This is a genomic window from Fibrobacter sp. (assembly GCA_024398965.1).
Taxonomy (GTDB): domain Bacteria; phylum Fibrobacterota; class Fibrobacteria; order Fibrobacterales; family Fibrobacteraceae; genus Fibrobacter.
In genome coordinates, this window is the sequence record JAKSIF010000017.1 from 38,128 (window position 1) to 55,777 (window position 17,650).

A 17,650-nucleotide genomic window follows, 5' to 3' on the forward strand; every position below is an offset into this window, starting at 1 on the left:
TGTTACGGTTCTATGGAGTTGTTATGGGATACAAGTTTGGATTTTCCAAGGCCCTTTGTGTTGGTGCCTTTGGCTTGTTGAATTTTGCTGGGTCGGTTGTGGCGGCTCCTTTGGCTTTCCCGGAAGCCTTGGGCTTTGGCGCCAATGTGACCGGTGGTCGTGGCGGAACCGTCTACCATGTGACCAATTTGAACGACTCTGGCGAAGGTTCTTTCCGAGACGCAGTCAGTGCACCTAATCGAATTGTTGTGTTTGATGTGGGTGGGTATGTGACTTTGAAGTCTGCGGTTACCATCAAGAGTAATATCACCATTGCCGGCCAGACTGCTCCCGGTGAAGGCATCGGTTTTCGTGGAGGAAAACTTTCTACGGGTAAGCAGAAGAATATCATCATTCGATATATTCGTGTGCGCCCCGGTAGTATTACCGCAAGCACCAAGGACGATGCTCTGAACCTTTACGACTCCAAGGACATTATTGTTGACCATAGTTCCATTGAGTTTGCTCCCTGGAATAATTTCGGTGGCAGCTCCGATAATGCGGACTATCGAGTCACCGGCATTACAGTGCAGAATTCCCTGATTGCTAATCCCATTTATCAGCAATTTGGCGCTCACATTGAATCCATCGATGGAACTTGGGCTTGGTACAACAACGCGTTCATTAACACCCATAATCGAAATCCTCTGGACAAGATCAACGATATTTTTGTGAACAATGTCCATTACAATTTCGAGGCAGGATTTACTACCCATACAAGTGCCAAGTTCAAGCACGATATTGTGAACAACTATTTTGTCTACGGCCCCAAAGGTAAGAATGAATGGTTCCAGATGGATCCGAACCAGATTATTTATGCCAGTGGCAATATGGTGGATTCCAATCGCGATGGTATTTTGAATGGTGGCGCCTCTAAAATCTATTGGTACAATGGCCAGGGAACTTTGCTCAATGAACCGTGGAATGAATTGACCTCCAAGGGACCCATGTTGAGTGCGGCAAGCGCCTGGCGTTATGTGAACTCCCAGAGTGGTGTACTTCCTTACGACGACATTGACTCCCTAATTTGGTACCAGGCAAGCACCTTAGGAAAAGTGGGTGGTCATGATGCCAGTGGATCTCTCTATACCACAGAGGCTCAAACAGGTTTGGCAGACAACGGTTGGGGAATTATCAAGGGCGGCGAAAAACCGGCCGACTCCGACAACGATGGTGTTCCTGATTTCTTCGAGGAATCCATGGGCTACAATTCCGGAAAGGATGACGCCATGACCATCGGTGAAGACGGCTATGCCTACATTGAGAAGTACATCAACTGGCTGGGGGCTATGCACACGAAGGTTCCCCAGAACGGTTCTGGTGATTTCGATCTTCGTACGATTACTCGCGGGTTTGCTGCCGTAGCTCCGACTTATAGCGTGGAAGCTGTTGATGGCGGAACTGTCGCTCTGCAGGGTAACGGCTATGTAGTCCGTTTTACTCCTAACGCAAATTATACGGGCCTGGCTGCGTTCAAGTACACTGTGAAGGGTAATGACGGCACCCAGTACACAGGGCGCGTGGAAGTTCTCGTGGAAAAGAGTGATCTGGTTGTGGGCCCGTCGCTGTTCCCCCAGAGCGGCTCCTTGAATCAGGAGATTTTCAAGGGCGATGCCATTAAGGATATTGTCTTGAAGTTTGCCAACTGCGGTGGCGCTGAGGCTACGGAGCTGCCCGATGGCATCAAGGCAACTGTGGATAAGACTGCAAAGACCATTACGTTGAGCGGAACTCCCTCCAAGACCGGCGTGCAGAAGATCTCTGTGAAGACGATCGATGACGATGGCGAGACTGTCGTGGTGGATGGGTCTATCAATGTGAGATTCAATGCGGAACCTGTTGCCGGTGCCGCTGTGTTGAGCGATGTCAATGCAGCTTATCCTAATGATGGCATTGGTAACTATGAAGAGAACAATGCCGGCTGGCGTAACGAAGGCTACTACAACTTCAATAACACCATGGATAGCTACGGCGTTTGGAACCTGATGGCAGAAACTGGCAAGGCCGGCGCTTTGGTGACAATCCGTTTTGCCAATGGAGGCAAGTCCGCTCGCCCCATGGAACTGTTCGTAAACGATGTCAGCTATGGAATCATTGATTTTCCGGCAACTGGCGCCTGGACGACCTGGGACAGCGTTTCCGTGAAGGCAGACCTTGTGAAGAATGGAAATATTCTGAAGTTGGTTTCCCAGAGTGCGGATGGCGGCCCCAATGTGGACCAGATTGGTTTTGACGTGGCTGGCGTTAAGCAGGTGGAAGGCGAAGTCGTTGTGGAAAAGGATGACCAGACGGATTCCTGTGAAGAAGGCAAGGAAGACGAGTGTGATTCGGAAGAAAAGGATCCGACCGCGATTTCTTACGGGTCTACAGTACCCCTGACTCATGCAGCTGTTGCAAGTTTCGACTTTGAGCGAGGTGCGATATTTGCCTCCCGCGATGGTTACGCAGTTGTTTCCGTGTTTAATGCAAGCGGTCGCCTGGTGGCAAAGTTTGCTGGCGATGTGAAGGCCGGAGTAAACCGTCTTGACATTAAGAAGGCGAATCTGCCTAGAGGGCATTACGAAACCAAGGTGACTTTCCGCTAGAATAAACCCTTCATATGATAGCCCGAGCGTAAGCCCGGGCTTTTTACGTTTGAAAATTCGATGTCATTTGTTAAATTTTGGCTATGCAGAAAGTTGATACATGGTATAAGGCTGAGGGCTACTGCCCGGAAGAAGAATTTGAAATTGCAAGCTACCTGCTTTTTGAAGCTGGTGTTGCCACCCTTGAGGAATTGGATCCCAAGGAAGAAGGCCGTACGGACTTCTGTTTCTACACAGGCGATGTGGAAGAACGCGACCGTATCGTTGCGGAATTCCCCCAGTATCATTTTACGGTTTCCGAGGAACCTGCCAAGGATTGGGACAAGTGGTGGCGTGATCGTGCCCAGCCCGTGTCTGTGTGCCCCCATCTGGTTGTGCGTCCGCCTTGGGTTGAATATAATCCGGAAGACGCCGAAACTGTAGTGCTTGAACTGGAAGCAAAGACTGCTTTTGGTACTGGTGAGCATGATACCACCAGCAGCTGCGCCCACTTGATGGAATCCATTGATTTTAACGGCAAGTCCGTTCTTGATATCGGTACGGGAACTGGCATCTTGGCTATGTTTGCCCGCCGTCGCGGAGCAAAGATTGCGGTGGGTACAGAAATCGATCCTCAGGCAATTCCCTGCATTAACGAAAACTTTGAACGTAACGGCTTTGACGCCAGCGATTGCGTCCTTGGCTTCCTGGATTCCTTCAAGGACGGAACCAAGTTCGACGTTATCCTCTGTAATATGATTCGCAGTGAGCTGTGGCCCATGCGCGATGACATGGAAGACCTGCTGGCTCCCGGTGGCGAAATCATTATTTCTGGTCAGCTCCTTACCGAAAAGGATTACATCCTCAAGTGGTTTGAAGAAGCCGGCTTCTCCGTAGTTAAGGAAAGAGAAAGTGGCGAGTGGTGGAGCGTTCTTGCAAAGAACGCGTAGCTGCAAACGCCGTCGATAATTTCGGCTAGATATTCGCCCCCGTAGGGGTGTCGGACTGGTCTACAGAATAAAAGAAAAACGGTTCCCCCAAGGGGAGCCGTTTTTTGGTGTTTGTTGTTTGGTATGAGGAACTTTATCGATTGATGGTAATGCTTCTTGCTTCCAGGTAGCTTCCTGTGGAAACCTTGACAATGTAGGTTCCTGCGGTCAGCCCCATGCGGTTCATGTCAAGCTGAAGAGCATGAGTGCCTGCACTTTGGAGACCAGTGACGTTTAGACCCAGCAATGCTCCATAGCCGTTGAAGAGACTGATCTTGACGTTGTCATGGCGTTCCAGCTTGTAAGTGATCGTCAGGATGCCGTGATTATGGGATAGTCCGATATGCTTGGGGAGTCCCTTGATGCCGTACATCAGGGAAGTGGTACTTCCTGCGTCATCACTAGACTCTTCATTGGTCAAGCTTACATCAGTGGAGAACAGTACTGCCTTTCCGTTGTAGGCAAGACCCTGCTGGAAAGAAACCTTGTCACCGTTGTTTGCTCGGTTGGGATAGTGACCGACGTTGATTGCGCTGTTACCTAAGTCAAGTTCGGAGAAGGCGTAGGAGTTCTCGTTTGCCCATTCCGTAACAGACCCGTCCTTTGCGAACCAGTGGCCCGGGGCGTTGGCGGTAGAAGTGGTGTTGATTGCTCCCTTGTCTACAGCAAAGTAAGTCGCCTTATCAAGAGTTGCTTCTGTGAGACCCAGGGTCTTTGCAACTTCAGCAGCATTGAAGCTTGCCTTGGCGGTTGCATAGTTGTCATCGATGGGCAAGGACACTTTCAAAGAAATCTTGGTTGCCTTTGCAATGTCGATGGAACTGCTGGAAGTCGGCTGCTGATTGCTAGAAGAGGAGACAGAACTGCTGGAAGAAGACGTAATGCTGCTGGAGGAAGAATTCGGCTTTACGCTGCTAGAGCTGGAGCTCGTAGAAGAACTGGAACTGGCAGGAAGTTTGTTCCAGTCATATTTCAGTACAAAGTCGTTGTGGTATCTTGTATTTGCGCTGCCGGCACCGCTTAGGCCTTCCTCAAGTTTTAGCTTGTAGTTGAAGTGCTTTGTACGGATGTTTTCGTTGCCGGTGAACTTATAGTCCGTATTGACGATGACGGCGAAAACCATCTGAGTGCCGCTGGTGCTTGAAGGAGTCTTGTCAAGACGCAGGGTGACAGAGCCTTCGCCAGTAATGGGCTCGCTATAGACAGGTGTGCCGTCTGTGGCGCGGTAGCACAGCAGGTAGTTCATGTTGGTGTTGTTGGAATTGCTTCCCACATTGTAGAATGAAACCTTGACCTGTTTTGCTCCGTTCTGAACCTTCAGCGGAATCACGTTACTGCCGGACCAGCCCGGTGTAGTGGCTTCGTCGGGAATGATGTAATCGCCACTTACAGAAGTTGTCTGGTAGGGTGTCATGGTCCAGCCGTTACGGTACTGGCCGTTATCCCAGTAGTACTGCTCCTCGTAGGCGTTTCCACCGAAGTTGTTGTTGATCAGGTTCTTCATTTCGTTGGACCATTCCTTCATATCCAGCATGGCCAACTTGGCGCGGAATTCTGTAATTAGACGGCGGACACCTGCATCACCAAGGCCCTTGTCCAGACCATAGGTTTCCAGCAGGTACTTGGTGCTGCCATAGGCGTTTCCGTAAATCCAGCGGACTGCACCGGTACCAAGCCAGGTACCGATGAAGGTGGGGAAGATGTTGCTGTATTGCGCGCCACCCAAAAGATTACGCTGGTTCTTTCCGGTAACGCCCTGAGCGCCAGGGCCACCGAAGGTGCCATCTACAAGCCAACCGGAGTAGCATTCAATAGGCATGAAAGGAGCCATAAGGGTGGCTGCATTTAGGAAGCCCATGCCGCTGTAGATTGCGTTACGATGGCTGAACATGTCCTGCTGAATCCAGGTATTGCCTGCTTCCTGGAACCAGTGGGCTTCCTTTGCTCCGGGATAGCCGTTGGTCATGGAATGGATGCCTTCGTGAATCATGGCGTCCATCTGGGAAACGCGATCGCGGTAGGGGCAGCTGGTATTGAAACTGTAAAGCGGGTAGAAGGAAGCCGCCACTGCAGTGTAGCCAGCGACGAACGTCTGCCAGCCTCCGGTTGTATCCGTCTTGGCGCCGCCTGCGCAGGTTCCGGAACCGTAGTAATATATGGCGCTATACTGGCCTTTTTGCGCCTGGGCGTCGGGAGCCCAACCCATGGTGTTGTACAGGTATTCAAAGTCAGTATCATACTTTTTTAGGATACTGTCGATGGTTACGTCTGTAATGCGGGAATCGCGATCCTTACCCCAGTAAAAAGCCCACCATTTGCCGGCTTTTTGACCGGTAACACCGGAACAATTGTTGTTGAACTTGGTTGGCGGAGTCAAATCCTTTCCGCCTAGAACAGTTTTCGTGTTGTAATCCAGGTCGGTTCGATAACCAGGCCAAACGTAAGCATCGCCGGAAGCTGCAAGGCAGGATTCTACGGCAGTCAAGGAAACCGCCAACACCATGGCGGATCCCAATCCAAAACATCCTTTACGCATAAAAACACACTCCTTATTATTATGCTACCCTATAAATAAATTTTAAGTGTGAAAAATCCTAGGTTTTTGTGTTTGCTGAAGTCTGTTTCCGTGTTGAGGGTGTGTAAAAATTTTTTCTGTGGTAGGATTTGCTGTAAATCCTACAAAAAAAGTCCCCGGAAACTTTCCAGGGATCTTAAAATCATTTTTTATTAAAACGCCTATTTTTCGGAAGTTTCAGAGGAATCTGCCTTGGCTTTTTCTGAGTCCTTCTGCGGTTCTTCCTTAGGCTCTTCCACTTTCTTTTCGCCCTTGATGCAACGGAGAGAAATCTTTGTTGTGGTCAGTGCGTTGCCGCCAAATTCCATACGGTCGCCATCGCTAATGGCAATGTTGTAGGCTCCGAGCAAAGTTCCGTCTCTGTATACCACATGGTCGGTCCAGAAATAGGTGATTGAACCGAATCCACCGAAAAAGTGGACGCCTGCAGGCAGGGCCGAGAATCCATATTCGTCCTTGTCCTTCAAGGTGCTTGGGAATTGGGTTGTATTCCAGCCGCCGATAGCGCGGAGCTTGGGGCCTGCGATGCTGTCGCCACCAAGAAGGTCTGCCAATTCCTTCCAATCGCTTTCAGAAGGAATGCGGAAGCCTTCAGGGCAAGAGACCAGGGCTGCATTAAGATCGTAGAGGAAACCGTACTTGTCGCAGTTGACTTCCTTGTCGTCATAGCAGGCTGTAATTTCGTTGGCGCCCTTGGGCTTGTACTTCATGTTTTCTGCCATCCAGACCTGGTTGCCAATCTTTGTGGTTCTATAAGTCTGGCCGTCACGTTTGTCGGTAATGGTGTCGTACTTGTAATCAGGATTGTAGTAGATAGCCTTCCAGTGACCATCCTTGCAGAGGAAGTTGGTGGATACATACTGGCTCTGCTTGTTTCCGTTTTTCTTGATCTTGCCTTCGTTATCCTTGTCGCAGGTGCCCAGCTTGTACTGGTTGGCCCAGAAGTTTTCAATGAAGTTTTCGAAAGCCGGAATTGAATCGCTCATTTCCCACTTTTGGATATTCTTACGAATCTTGGCAACATCGAGGTCGAATGCGACGCGGTCTGCAATGGAGACTTGAGTTGAATCGTTGTCAATCTTGCCATTTTCCATGTCTTCGGCAATGTCGTAGAGAAGCTCTGTTATTTCAGCTTCGGTATTGCCTGCAAGAATCATGATGGATGCAGCTAAGAGCAGGGCATCGCCTTCACCGGATTCAAAGATGTTCAAGTCTTCAAAATCAAGGCTGTCGTTGCTGTAGAATAAGGCCTTGAGGATTTCTTTCTTTGCCTGTTTTTTGGCTTCGCTAACGGAGAGAGAGTCTTTTTCTACAAGCTGAATGACACGTTCGTATTCCAGCTGGGTCAGGAGATTGATGTTGACGTTGTCTCGGTCAGAAATGTCTGCAATGGCATTCAGGGTAATGGGGGCCTTGGACTTTTCACCTGTGATTTCGTTCCAGTAGTAGCCGTTGGCTTCTAGAATGGCGTAGTTGGATTCCAGATTCAGTCCCTTGACGATAAAGTTTCCGTTGTCTGTAACCTTACCGCGGAAGGCGCGCCCAGTCTGCTTGAGGGTCTTTTCTTCAAGTTCAAGGACTGTAACCGGCGAACCCTTGATGAACGGACCCTTCTGGGAGACGCCAGAGATGTCCTTATCTACAATTGCTAATGCGTTGGTGCCTTCGGTGGTTCCTCCTGCAGAATCCTTTCCGTTGGAGCAGGCTGAAAAAATGCAGGCGAGAGTAAATGCGACTGAAACAAGGGCTCTATTTTTCATTGGGCTCGGATTCTTTATCAGAGGAACGTTTCTTTTTTAGGGACGGTTTGCTGGTGTTCTTATGGGTTAGCGGGAACAGCTGGAAGTTCATTGCGTAAACCCTATCCATGCCTTCGTTCTGTGCAGCGATGGAAACGATTTTTTGCCTGAAATCAGCAATTTCCGCGATGATTTTTTCATAGCCTTCCTTGGTGACGCCAAAAATAACTTCGGAAAAGTTTCTTTCGGAAACAGGAACGGAATCCAGTGTATCAAGGGCGAGGGTTCCAATTTGCTTGTGCAGGGAACGGAGTGCTGCCGAGGTTACGGTCTTGTTTCCAGAGGATATGGAACGGTCTGTCTGGGCGTACGTACCATCGGGATTGACGGTAAGAAGCCCATTCTTGACTAGGAAGGCAAGAGAACTCTTGACGTCGTCTCCGGTTGTGTTGGGCAGCATGCGGCGAGCGATTTCGCTTGGCTTGGTGCTGGATACATTGGGAGCCAATTCTCTGAGTACAGGATTCAGCCAGGATGAGAAATAGGAGAACATGTTGTCGTCCAGAATCTTGACCTGGTACGTCTTTGAAAATTCATTAAGCTTAGCAAGATAGACTTGCTGTTCCTCGGCTTTTTTTGCTTGGTTGAATTTGACAAGGATTCTAAAGTAGTCCAGTTGGAACCCTTTCAACTCCATGGCCTTGGCGACTTGTTCGATGCCGTCGTCGCTCAGGGTAGACTTGCCTTGGCAAATCAGTTTAAGGTAGGAGGGTGAAGAAAAACCGGCCTGCTTTGCAAAAATACGCCAAGACAACAGGCGACGGGATTTCATCTCGTCGTAATAGTCCTGTATAAAGGCTCGGTAATTTTGATATTCAAGCACTGATTTCATTCAAATTAAAAGATACAAAAATGGACTAGGTTAGTCTAGTGTCCAAAACGTCTTTTAGAACTGAACTGTACAGGAGAAAATTCACGTTTTCCTTGTGAATTTCCGCGTTTTTCCTTATTATTTTCTTCACGACGGTTGCCTCGATTGTTTCCGCGTCCTTCTTGACGCTGGTCGTCACGGCGGGCGTTGCGCTGTTCATGGCGCGGTGTCCAGGTCTTGTCGCCGAATTCAGCTTGACGGCGTTCGCGGCGGGCGGAATTTTCCCAGCGGCCCTTTTCGCCTGATTTCTGCGGTACTATGGAAATTGCGCTGCGTTCTGCACGCTTTTGAAGATCACGTTCACGGAACTCGGGATTTTCCTCACGTTCCTTGCTGGGGCTGAAATTCTTGCCCTCGGCCATGGCGGTTCTGCTCAGCAGCAGGCGGCCGATCTTGCCTAACTTCAAACGTTCCAAGGTGGCGCGGATCTGCGGGCGGTTCTCGGGAATGTACCAGAAGAAGAACTGCTTCTGTGCCTTCTTCTGTTCCGGAGTCTTTGCAACGTACAGCGGAGTTCCATCGGGCTTCATTTCGGCGTAGAACATTTCCGTGGCGACGGTCATGGGGGTGGGCGTAAAGTCCTGAACCTGTTCCAGCTGGAAACCCAACTGCTTGGTCTCTAGGGCCAGTTCTGCCATGTCGGCCTCAGTACATCCCGGGTGGCTACTGATGAAGTAGGGGATAATCTGCTGCTTCTTGCCGATGCGCTTGCATTCCTCGTCGAAGAATTCCTTGAACTTGTGGAACAGTGTAAAGCTGGGTTTGCGGATCAGCTTCAGCACTTCTTCCACGGTGTGTTCCGGGGCCACCTTCAGGCGGCCGCTGACGTGATAGTCGATAAGCTCGCGGGCGTATTCCTCATGGTCCTTTTGCAGGGCAGCGTCGTTGGTCTCCTGCAAAATCAAGTCGTAACGGACGCCACTGCCAATAAACAGGTGCTTGACCTTCGGGTGGTTTCGGACTTCGCGATACAAATCCAGAAGTTCCGCATGGCGGGTGTCCATGTTGTCGCAAATCTTGGGGGTGCAGCAGCTGGGGCGTGCGCACTTGGCGCAGCGGGAACGGTCGCGGCCACGCATCTTGTACATGTTGGCGCTGGGACCGCCCAGGTCCGTAATGGTGCCGGCGAAACCTTCCATGTTGGTGACGATTTCCACCTCACGCAAAATGCTTTCGCGGCTGCGGCTGGCGATGAACTTTCCCTGCTGGGCGTTGATGGCGCAGAAACTGCAACCGCCAAAGCAACCGCGGTGAGTATTGATGCTGAACTTGATCATCTCGAATGCAGGAATGTCACCGCGCTTCTTGTATCGCGGGTGAGGTGCTCGTGCGTACGGGTATTCAAAGCTTTCGTCCAGTTCGCCGTATTCCATAGGCGGGTAGGCCGGATTGATGACAACAGTCTTGTCGCCAACGTCTTGCAGAATGCGGCGCTGGAACATCTTGTTGCATTCGATGTCCACCTTGTTGTAGCTCTGGATCTGGGTCTTTTTGCTGGCCACACATTCTTCGTGGCTAGGCAGGCGCAGGTCTTCCCAGGAGGTTCCCAGTTCCTTGTGCTTGCCGGGAGCGGGAACCTTGTCCTTGTCCACAAGAACTGCAGTTTGGGGAATGTTCTTCAGGCTGCTGAAAGGAACGCCCTTTTTCAAGAGGCGTACAATTTCCTTCAGGGGCTTTTCGCCCATGCCGTACACCAAAATGTCTGCTTCCGTATCTGCCAAAATACTTGGCTTCAGACGGTCGCTCCAGTAATCGTAATGGGTCACGCGACGTAAGCTGCTTTCCAGGCCGCCAATCAAAAGCGGAACATCGGGGTAAAGCATCTTCACGATCTTTGCGTAAGTGTAGGTGGCGTAATCCGGGCGGAATCCGGCCTTGTTGCCGGCGGTAAAGGCGTCGTCACTGCGCAAGCGCTTTGCTGCAGTGTAGTGGTTCACCATGCTGTCCATGCCGCTACTGATGGCAAAGAACATTCGGGGCTTACCCAGCTTCTTAAAATCTCGTAGGTCATCGCGCCAGTTGGGCTGCGGCAAGATTGCCACACGCAGGCCTTCGTGCTCGAAAAGTCGAGCCACCACGGCATGGCCAAAACTGGGATGGTCCACATAACAGTCCGCGCTGATTACCACTACGTCAACGTAGTCCCAGCCAAGTTCGTCTAGATCTTCTTTGCAAATCGGTAAAAAGCGCGGATCGTACATAAGGGGAAAGATAGAAAAAGTCGAGCGTTGCAAAAAAAGCTAGTGCGTGGGAATCCACTTCTTGCTTGCAAGCCGAATCAGATAAATTGTACCGCGGAAGCAGAGCTCAAGGCACATGGCCATCCAGGCGCCACGAAGTCCGTATTTTGTAACGAGGAATGCGGCCAGGGGGAGGCGAACCACCCACATGCTCACAAGGTTCATAATGCTGGGCGCAAAGGTACTGCCTGCGCCGCGGAATACTCCGTTGGCCACGATGGATGCTGCGTAGAAAGGTTCCGCAAAGGCTTCAATCCGAAGGATTGCTGTTCCGAAGGCACGGATTTCTTCGTCGGGTGTAAACAGGCCGATAAGTTCCGGAGCAAAAATGAACATGAGGATCGCAAGCAAGGTCATGACTGCCATGCCCAATCCTGTTGTCATGAATCCCATTTTATAGGCAAGGTCAAAACGCTTGGCGCCAATACCTTGGCCAATCAATGTGGTTGCGGCATGACTGATTCCGTGGCCGGGCATGTAGCATAAGCTTTCGATGGTGATGGCAAAGGAGTTGGCGGCGATGGCTGCCATTCCCAAGGGGGAGACGATGGCGGTGAACATCACGTAGGCGCTGCACATGACCAGATGTTCCAAACCGATGGGCCATGAAATGCGGAATGCCTTCTTCAACTGTTTTGCAGAGAAACAGATTTTTTCCTTGGCACGCAATCGCAGGTTCTTGCTTCTGAAAAGCAGGAAGTAGAGCATCAGCGACATGATGGAGAATTCTGTAATGACGGTACCGAGGGCGGCTCCCATAACGCCAAGGCCTGCGCCGGGCATTGTGAAACTGATTCCGGCGACGGTAATTTCACGGGTTCCAAAAATCAGGAAGAAATTTAAGATGACGTCCAAAAAGCAGGAAAGGACTTGCAGGGCGCTGGGCAGTTTCATGTTGCCACTGCACTGCAGCATGCCTGCGGCCATGCCGTTCAGCTGCATGGCGGGAAGGCCAAGGGCAATAATCAAGAAGTAGGTGGATGCGTTTTGGTGAAGGCTTGCGTCGGCACCCAACAATCCGGGAATCTTGTCGTGCATGAAAACGCCAAAACCCATGAGGAGGGCGCTAAAGCATATACCGAAAAGCAGGCCCACTTTTACCAGGTTCCGAGCGCGAACGTCTCGCTTGGCACCGATGGCGTGGGCGATCTGTACCGTAAAACCGGGGCTCACCGCATAGCACAAACAACCCAAAAGCCATGTGCTGGAAGCCACAAGCCCGATGGAAGCCGCTTCGCTGGAACCCAGGTGCCCCACCATGGAGGCGTCAATATATTCCATGACGATGTTGGAAATCTGCGCTAGAATTGCAGGAAGACTCAGTTGTACGATAAGGTACAACATCTGGCGCCTGCTTAGGGCTTTTCCATCGCGTAGGAGTTCTAGACCATCCATGGGAAGTTTCGCTTTTGGCGGCTGTCCAACAGTTACTTGTCGAAGTATGCCTTAAGGCGGTTTAACGCTTCCTGCAGGGTGGCCTTGGGGCATGCGATGTTCATACGCATGAAGCCTTCGCCGGCGTCGCCGTAGACACTTCCGTCGGAAAGGAACACTTGGGCGTTTTCCCGAAGGTCCTGTTGCAACTGGACGGAATTCATCCTGTGGCGTTTGCAGAAGTCCTTGCAGTCTAGCCACAGCAAATAGGTGGCTTCGGCGTCAATGAGCTTTACCTGCGGAATTTCCCGGGCGATAAAATCTGTTACAAGTTCCCTGTTGCCCTGAATGTACTGCAAAAGTTCGTCGAGCCAGGGCTCGCCTTCGTTATAGGCGGCAATGGCTGCCTGGATGGCAAATACGTTTGGTTCTGCTACTTCGTCGGTATTCAGCCCGCGCCAAACCTTATGACGCAACGTGGGGTTGGCTACAGAAACCGCTGCCGTCTGGAGACCCGCAATGTTGAAGGTCTTTGTAGGAGCCATGCAGACAATGCTAATGTCGCGGCAGGTGTCCGAAACGCTGGCAAAGGGAATGTAGCACTTGTTGGGCTTCGTCAGGTCGCAATGGATTTCGTCGGAAATCACGGTGACGCTGTGCTTCTTGCAAAGTTCGCCCACACGGGCCATTTCTTCTGCGGTCCAGATTTTACCTACAGGGTTGTGAGGGTTGCAGAAAATCAAGAGACTTGTCTGCGGATTTGCCAGAGCTTTTTCTAATGCGTCCCAGTCGATGCTGTAAACTCCCGCGGTGTTCTTAAGTGGGCACTGCAGAACATTTCTTCCGTTGTTCACGATGGAGTTGAAGAAGATGTTGTACACTGGTGTTAAAATCACCACGTTTTCTGCAGGGGTGGTTACCTTACGTACGATACTGGAAATGGCGGGCACCACACCGGTGCAGAAAATCAAGGATTCCGGATCCATCTCGTAATTGTAGCGGCGCTTCCACCAGCCTACATAAGCCTGGTTCCATTCCTCGGGAATGATGGAGTAACCGAAGGCGGCACATTCCGTGCGCTTCTTGATGGCGTCCACAACGGCAGGGGCTGTGGCGAAATCCATGTCGGCGACCCACAGGGGCAATTCATTTTCGGGAACGTCCCACTTGAGGGAATTGGTTCCGCGACGGTTTACCACTTTGTCAAAATTCATGGAAACCTCGAATTAAATGGTCTCGAACTTGGTCTTGGAAACGTCAACCTTGTCGCTTTCCATGATCAGTTCCTTGATGCCTGCAGAACGGATGATGCCGCTGGTGGGATTCTTGACGCTGTCAATGACGTTCGTGATTTCTGCATCAACAGTAGAGTATTCAAATGCCAAGGTGGTGTTGATGAGCTTGCAATTCTTCATCACAAGATTTTCAATGTAGCACATGCCTTGCAGGCTTTCGATGGTGCAGTTGATGAGTGTCAAATTCTTGGCGTTCCATCCCAGGTATTCGCCGGAAATAAAGGAATCGTAAACAGTCACGTTGTCGGTATTCCAGAAGGAATCCTTGGAAAGCATTTTTGCGTTGCGAATCACAACGTTCCGGGCGCCGTCAAAGGAATAGTTTTCGTCCAGATTGAAGTTGGAAACTTCCATATCGCTGCAGTTCATGGCAAAGTAATCGCCCTTGGCGTTGACGTTTTCCATCTTTACGTTTTTGCAGTGCCAGAGGGTTTCTGCGGCGTTGGTGAAGTTCACGTTCTTTAGGGTAAGACCATTGCAGCGACGGAAATTCTTGGGAGCCTGAATCAGTGCGCTCTCTACAGAAATGTTGTCCGTGTACCAGACGCCTGCACGTGCCATTTCGAACCAGTCGGTATTCTTTGCAGAAATGTTTTTGCAGTACCACAGCGGATATTTCCACTTGAACATGCTACCCAGCAATTCAATGTTGCTAGATTCCTTGAGAGGAGATTCTCCGTCGTCAAAGATGGAATCATCGATTCTTAAATTGTTGCTCTTGAAAAGGGCGCGTTCGCCAGTCAAAAATTGCTGCTTGATCAGTTCTGCCATAAATACACCTTTTGCTTTTATACAAATTTAGCAAATTGCTGATTCGATTTGAAAATTAGAGTCAACTCTAACAATTGTAAAAAAATCTATATTTCCCGCCCGATGTTAAACGCCTCCCAGTCCACCTTCAAAAAATCACTGAAGATTGCCTTCAAGCTATCTCTGCCTGTACTTACGGGATACTGGTTTCTGGGCATTACTTATGGCGTGCTGGCGGAATCCATGGGATTTAGCTATTGGTATCCGCTGAGCATGGCTGTGTTCATCTTTAGCGGTTCTGCGGAATTCTTGGGCCTGGGAATGTTGGCTGCAAATTTCAACCCGCTGGCAGCGGCAAGCATGGCCCTCGTGGTGGGCGCCCGTCACTTATTCTATGGCGTCTCCATGCTGGATCGCTACAAAGGTATGGGCTGGCGAAAGCCCTTCCTGATTTTCTGGCTTACGGATGAAACTTTTGCGGTGAACTACAATGCTCGTGAAGCTACGGCAACAGAAATGCTGCTGGTCAGTTTTCTGGATTATTTCTACTGGATTTCCGGTGGCTTCATGGGCTACATATTTGGCTCTCTCCTGAAGTTTGACATTCACGGTTTGGAGTTTGTGGTGACCGCCATGTTTACCGCCATCTTTATGGACCAATTCCTGAAGGAAAAGGAACTGCGTCCGGCGTGGATTGGAATTGGCTGCACTGCCGTCAGCTTGTATGTTGTGGGCTCCCAGTACTTCGTGATTCCTGCCATGATTGGGATTCTCCTGATGCTGACTGCGTTTCGCAAGACGTTGGAACCGAGTTATGTTATGTCTGAAAATCGCGCGGAACTTGCGGAAAATCGCGCAGCCCCCGCCGGCGAAAAATTAGAGGAGGTCCGCAAATGACTTCCCAGCAGCAGATTATCACCATCGTAATTCTTGCGGTAATTACATTTATGACCCGCGCCTTGCCCTTCCTCATTTTCCCTGCAGGAAAGCCTACGCCAAAATACATCCAGTATCTGGGCAAGGCCTTGCCGCTTTCCGTTTTTGGAATGCTTGTGGTGTATTGCCTTAAGGATGTGCAATGGCTTGAGGGCTCTCATGGCATTCCTGAAATTTTGGGCATTGCCGCCGTGGTGCTTATGCACTTATGGCGTCGTCAGCTGTTCCTTTCCATGGCGGTAGGAACTGCTATATATATGATTTTGATTCGCGTTCTGCAATAGCGTCCATTCTTGCGGCGAAGTCTTCCATTCGCTTCAGGTCATTTTCATTCGGCTTGCTTGCTGCATCGGCCCAGCGTTTCTTGCATTCCTCAAGATTCTCGCCTCTGTGCCCGGGAACGCTTCCTTCAAGTCGCTTCTTGATAAGCATAGGGTTTACAGCCCCCTGGCAGCTGAAGGTTCCAAGAATCTTGTTGCCCGCTCCCAGTAAGGATCCAGCTCTGGCGAAGGCTGTTATTGCGTGCTCTGTACCTTCGTAGGCTCCGTGAGTCTGGAACAAAGCGACCTTCTTTCCGGTAATTCTGGAAAGTAAAATGGATGCCTTCTTGTCGGGAGCTCCGCGGCGGAGCCAGTAGCCAACCATGACGCCGTCGTATGGGGCTAGTTTTTTGCTAATGTTTTTTTCGAGGACTTCAGTGGAAACGGCAAGACTGTTGTGACCTATGCTGATGGAGACTTCATCGTCGTCATTGTCGCGAATGTTGGCTGTTCCAATTAAATCCTGTACGTTTATAATGTCGGCTCCGATTTTTTTTGCCGCAGCCTCTGCTAGCCTACGGGTGTTTCCCGTAGCGCTTGAATACGCAATAATCCATTTCACCATGCCTATAATCTAATAATAAAAAAAGCCCAAGGCGAGTGTGATGCACAAAACACTTGTTTTTTTGTATTACCGAGCCGATGCGTTTATAAGTGAAACGAAAAAACGCCCCCATTCCTGGGAGCGTCTTTTTAAATAGCTTAAAGTTTAAAGGATAAAGCTTAAAGGACTGTAGGACTCGTCCCGAACACCTTTCTACTTTAACCTTTACACTCTCACCTATTACATGCAGGTGTAGCCGCCGTCAACCGGAACCATGATGCCGGTAACGTAGCTAGAGGACGGAGAAGCAAGGAAGATTGCTGCAGAGTCCAGTTCGCCTTCGTTTCCATAGCGTTCTGCCGGGATCATAGTCTTGGCATTTGCCTGGAAGAAGTCGGAATCCAGAGTTTCCTTGGTGAGCGGGGTGTAGAAGTAACCCGGGCAGATTGCGTTCACGTTGATGCCCTTGCTGGACCATTCAGCGGCCAGAGCGCGGGTCAGGTTCACGACAGCACCCTTGGCTGCGTGGTACGGAGCGGAACCGCAGATCTTGTTACCAACAAGGCCGTACATGGAGGCGATGTTGATGATGCGGCCATACTTTGCAGGCAACATTGCCTTCTTGGCGACGGCGCGAGCCATCTTGAAGGTACCGCCCAGGTCCACGTTCATTTCGTGGTTCAGCTGGTCGTCGGTAATGTCTTCTGCCGGAGCAACAGCGCCGGTACCGGCATTGTTGATCAGGATGTCGATGCGGCCGAACTTGGCGAGGATTTCGTCAACGGCGGCTTCGACCTTAGCGGTGTCGGTAATGTCGCACTGAACGCCGATAGCTTCAACGCCAAATTCAGCGGTGAGGTCGGCAGCAACCTTGTCAATCATTTCCTTACGGCGAGCGATTGCAACAATCTTTGCGCCCTGATTAGCGAGAGCCTTGGCCATCTGAACGCCGAGACCAGTGGAGCAACCAGTGACAACTGCAACCTGGCCGGAGAGATCGAAATAATTCTTCATTTTTTATTCCTTGTGTTAGTTTAATTGTTTTTGCGGAAATAAAATACATTCAAATTTGATGAAAAAACTACAAAGTGACGTTTTTTGGGGGCAATTTATTGTAAAAAGTTGTTGTTCTAGGGGAAAATGCAAATAAAAACGCAAAAATCGAAAAAAAGATGACGTTTAAAAGGATTTCGTAATTCGAAACGTTGAGAATCCGGCGAGTGTTTTGCAATTATTTGTAATTTTTCACCGTTCATTATTCATTGTTAATTGTTCATTGCTATGAAACCTCTAAGCGATCGCACTAACCATTTTACGGAATCCGTTATCCGCTACATGACCCGCATTGCAAACG

13 protein-coding genes are annotated in these 17,650 nt (G+C 50.1%); 4 read left to right on the forward strand and 9 right to left on the reverse strand.

All coding sequences use genetic code 11. The features are described from left to right. Window positions 1–23: 23 nt before the first annotated feature. Both MJZ26_08580 and MJZ26_08585 read left to right on the forward strand, forming a co-directional pair. Entirely contained in the window at window positions 24–2,624 is a 2,601-nt protein-coding gene (locus MJZ26_08580; GenBank protein MCQ2105832.1) for a hypothetical protein, read from the forward strand. A gap of 83 nt (window positions 2,625–2,707) precedes the next feature. Further along, window positions 2,708–3,553, forward strand: a complete 846-nt coding sequence (locus MJZ26_08585; protein ID MCQ2105833.1) for a 50S ribosomal protein L11 methyltransferase — start codon at window positions 2,708–2,710, stop codon at window positions 3,551–3,553. A 133-nt stretch (window positions 3,554–3,686) separates the two neighbouring features. Here MJZ26_08585 and MJZ26_08590 read toward each other — a convergent pair whose 3' ends face one another. The 7 genes from MJZ26_08590 to MJZ26_08620 form a co-directional block, all read right to left on the reverse strand. Then, on the reverse strand, window positions 3,687–6,128 hold the full coding sequence (locus MJZ26_08590; protein ID MCQ2105834.1) for a DUF4859 domain-containing protein: 2,442 nt from the start codon (window positions 6,126–6,128) through the stop codon (window positions 3,687–3,689). Between the two features lie 200 nt (window positions 6,129–6,328). Next, window positions 6,329–7,927, reverse strand: a complete 1,599-nt coding sequence (locus MJZ26_08595; protein ID MCQ2105835.1) for a hypothetical protein — start codon at window positions 7,925–7,927, stop codon at window positions 6,329–6,331. Beyond that, a complete protein-coding gene (locus tag MJZ26_08600) occupies window positions 7,917–8,798 on the reverse strand; it encodes a TIGR02147 family protein (protein MCQ2105836.1) in 882 nt (293 codons plus the stop codon). Before MJZ26_08600 ends, MJZ26_08595 begins: the two co-directional genes overlap by 11 nt. Window positions 8,799–8,833: 35 nt before the next feature. Beyond that, window positions 8,834–11,038: a YgiQ family radical SAM protein gene (locus MJZ26_08605; protein ID MCQ2105837.1), complete on the reverse strand. Its 2,205-nt coding sequence runs from the start codon at window positions 11,036–11,038 to the stop codon at window positions 8,834–8,836. A 39-nt stretch (window positions 11,039–11,077) separates the two neighbouring features. Then, window positions 11,078–12,421, reverse strand: coding sequence for an MATE family efflux transporter (locus MJZ26_08610; protein MCQ2105838.1), 1,344 nt, complete (start codon window positions 12,419–12,421; stop codon window positions 11,078–11,080). Between the two features lie 83 nt (window positions 12,422–12,504). Then, window positions 12,505–13,665, reverse strand: coding sequence for a pyridoxal phosphate-dependent aminotransferase (locus MJZ26_08615; protein ID MCQ2105839.1), 1,161 nt, complete (start codon window positions 13,663–13,665; stop codon window positions 12,505–12,507). 12 nt (window positions 13,666–13,677) lie between these two features. Beyond that, window positions 13,678–14,517 carry a DUF3737 family protein gene (locus MJZ26_08620; GenBank protein ID MCQ2105840.1) on the reverse strand — a complete coding sequence of 280 codons (840 nt, stop codon included), beginning with the start codon at window positions 14,515–14,517 and terminating at the stop codon, window positions 13,678–13,680. 102 nt (window positions 14,518–14,619) lie between these two features. On the opposite strand from MJZ26_08620, the gene MJZ26_08625 reads away from it, so the two are divergent. Further along, window positions 14,620–15,393, forward strand: coding sequence for an AzlC family ABC transporter permease (locus MJZ26_08625; protein MCQ2105841.1), 774 nt, complete (start codon window positions 14,620–14,622; stop codon window positions 15,391–15,393). After that, window positions 15,390–15,716 carry a branched-chain amino acid transporter permease gene (locus MJZ26_08630; protein ID MCQ2105842.1) on the forward strand — a complete coding sequence of 109 codons (327 nt, stop codon included), beginning with the start codon at window positions 15,390–15,392 and terminating at the stop codon, window positions 15,714–15,716. The genes MJZ26_08625 and MJZ26_08630 overlap by 4 nt, the downstream gene beginning before the upstream one ends. Here the strand turns inward: MJZ26_08630 and MJZ26_08635 are convergent. Together MJZ26_08635 and MJZ26_08640 are read right to left on the reverse strand one after the other, a co-directional pair. Further along, window positions 15,682–16,317, reverse strand: a complete 636-nt coding sequence (locus MJZ26_08635; protein ID MCQ2105843.1) for a flavodoxin family protein — start codon at window positions 16,315–16,317, stop codon at window positions 15,682–15,684. The two genes, MJZ26_08630 and MJZ26_08635, sit on opposite strands and share 35 nt — an antisense overlap. A 219-nt stretch (window positions 16,318–16,536) precedes the next feature. Further along, a complete protein-coding gene (locus tag MJZ26_08640) occupies window positions 16,537–17,310 on the reverse strand; it encodes an SDR family oxidoreductase (protein ID MCQ2105844.1) in 774 nt (257 codons plus the stop codon). Window positions 17,311–17,650: the final 340 nt, after the last annotated feature.

Bases quoted from the DNA above. Each gene is read 5' to 3' on its own strand.
- MJZ26_08620 (MCQ2105840.1), bottom strand. From the start codon at position 14,517: ATGGCAGAACTGATCAAGCAGCAATTTTTGACTGGCGAACGCGCCCTT.
- MJZ26_08630 (MCQ2105842.1), top strand. From the start codon at position 15,390: ATGACTTCCCAGCAGCAGATTATCACCATCGTAATTCTTGCGGTAATT.
- MJZ26_08590 (MCQ2105834.1), bottom strand. From the start codon at position 6,128: ATGCGTAAAGGATGTTTTGGATTGGGATCCGCCATGGTGTTGGCGGTT.
- MJZ26_08625 (MCQ2105841.1), top strand. From the start codon at position 14,620: ATGTTAAACGCCTCCCAGTCCACCTTCAAAAAATCACTGAAGATTGCC.
- MJZ26_08580 (MCQ2105832.1), top strand. From the start codon at position 24: ATGGGATACAAGTTTGGATTTTCCAAGGCCCTTTGTGTTGGTGCCTTT.
- MJZ26_08600 (MCQ2105836.1), bottom strand. From the start codon at position 8,798: ATGAAATCAGTGCTTGAATATCAAAATTACCGAGCCTTTATACAGGAC.
- MJZ26_08635 (MCQ2105843.1), bottom strand. From the start codon at position 16,317: ATGGTGAAATGGATTATTGCGTATTCAAGCGCTACGGGAAACACCCGT.
- MJZ26_08595 (MCQ2105835.1), bottom strand. From the start codon at position 7,927: ATGAAAAATAGAGCCCTTGTTTCAGTCGCATTTACTCTCGCCTGCATT.
- MJZ26_08585 (MCQ2105833.1), top strand. From the start codon at position 2,708: ATGCAGAAAGTTGATACATGGTATAAGGCTGAGGGCTACTGCCCGGAA.
- MJZ26_08615 (MCQ2105839.1), bottom strand. From the start codon at position 13,665: ATGAATTTTGACAAAGTGGTAAACCGTCGCGGAACCAATTCCCTCAAG.
- MJZ26_08610 (MCQ2105838.1), bottom strand. From the start codon at position 12,421: ATGTTGTACCTTATCGTACAACTGAGTCTTCCTGCAATTCTAGCGCAG.
- MJZ26_08605 (MCQ2105837.1), bottom strand. From the start codon at position 11,038: ATGTACGATCCGCGCTTTTTACCGATTTGCAAAGAAGATCTAGACGAA.
- MJZ26_08640 (MCQ2105844.1), bottom strand. From the start codon at position 17,310: ATGAAGAATTATTTCGATCTCTCCGGCCAGGTTGCAGTTGTCACTGGT.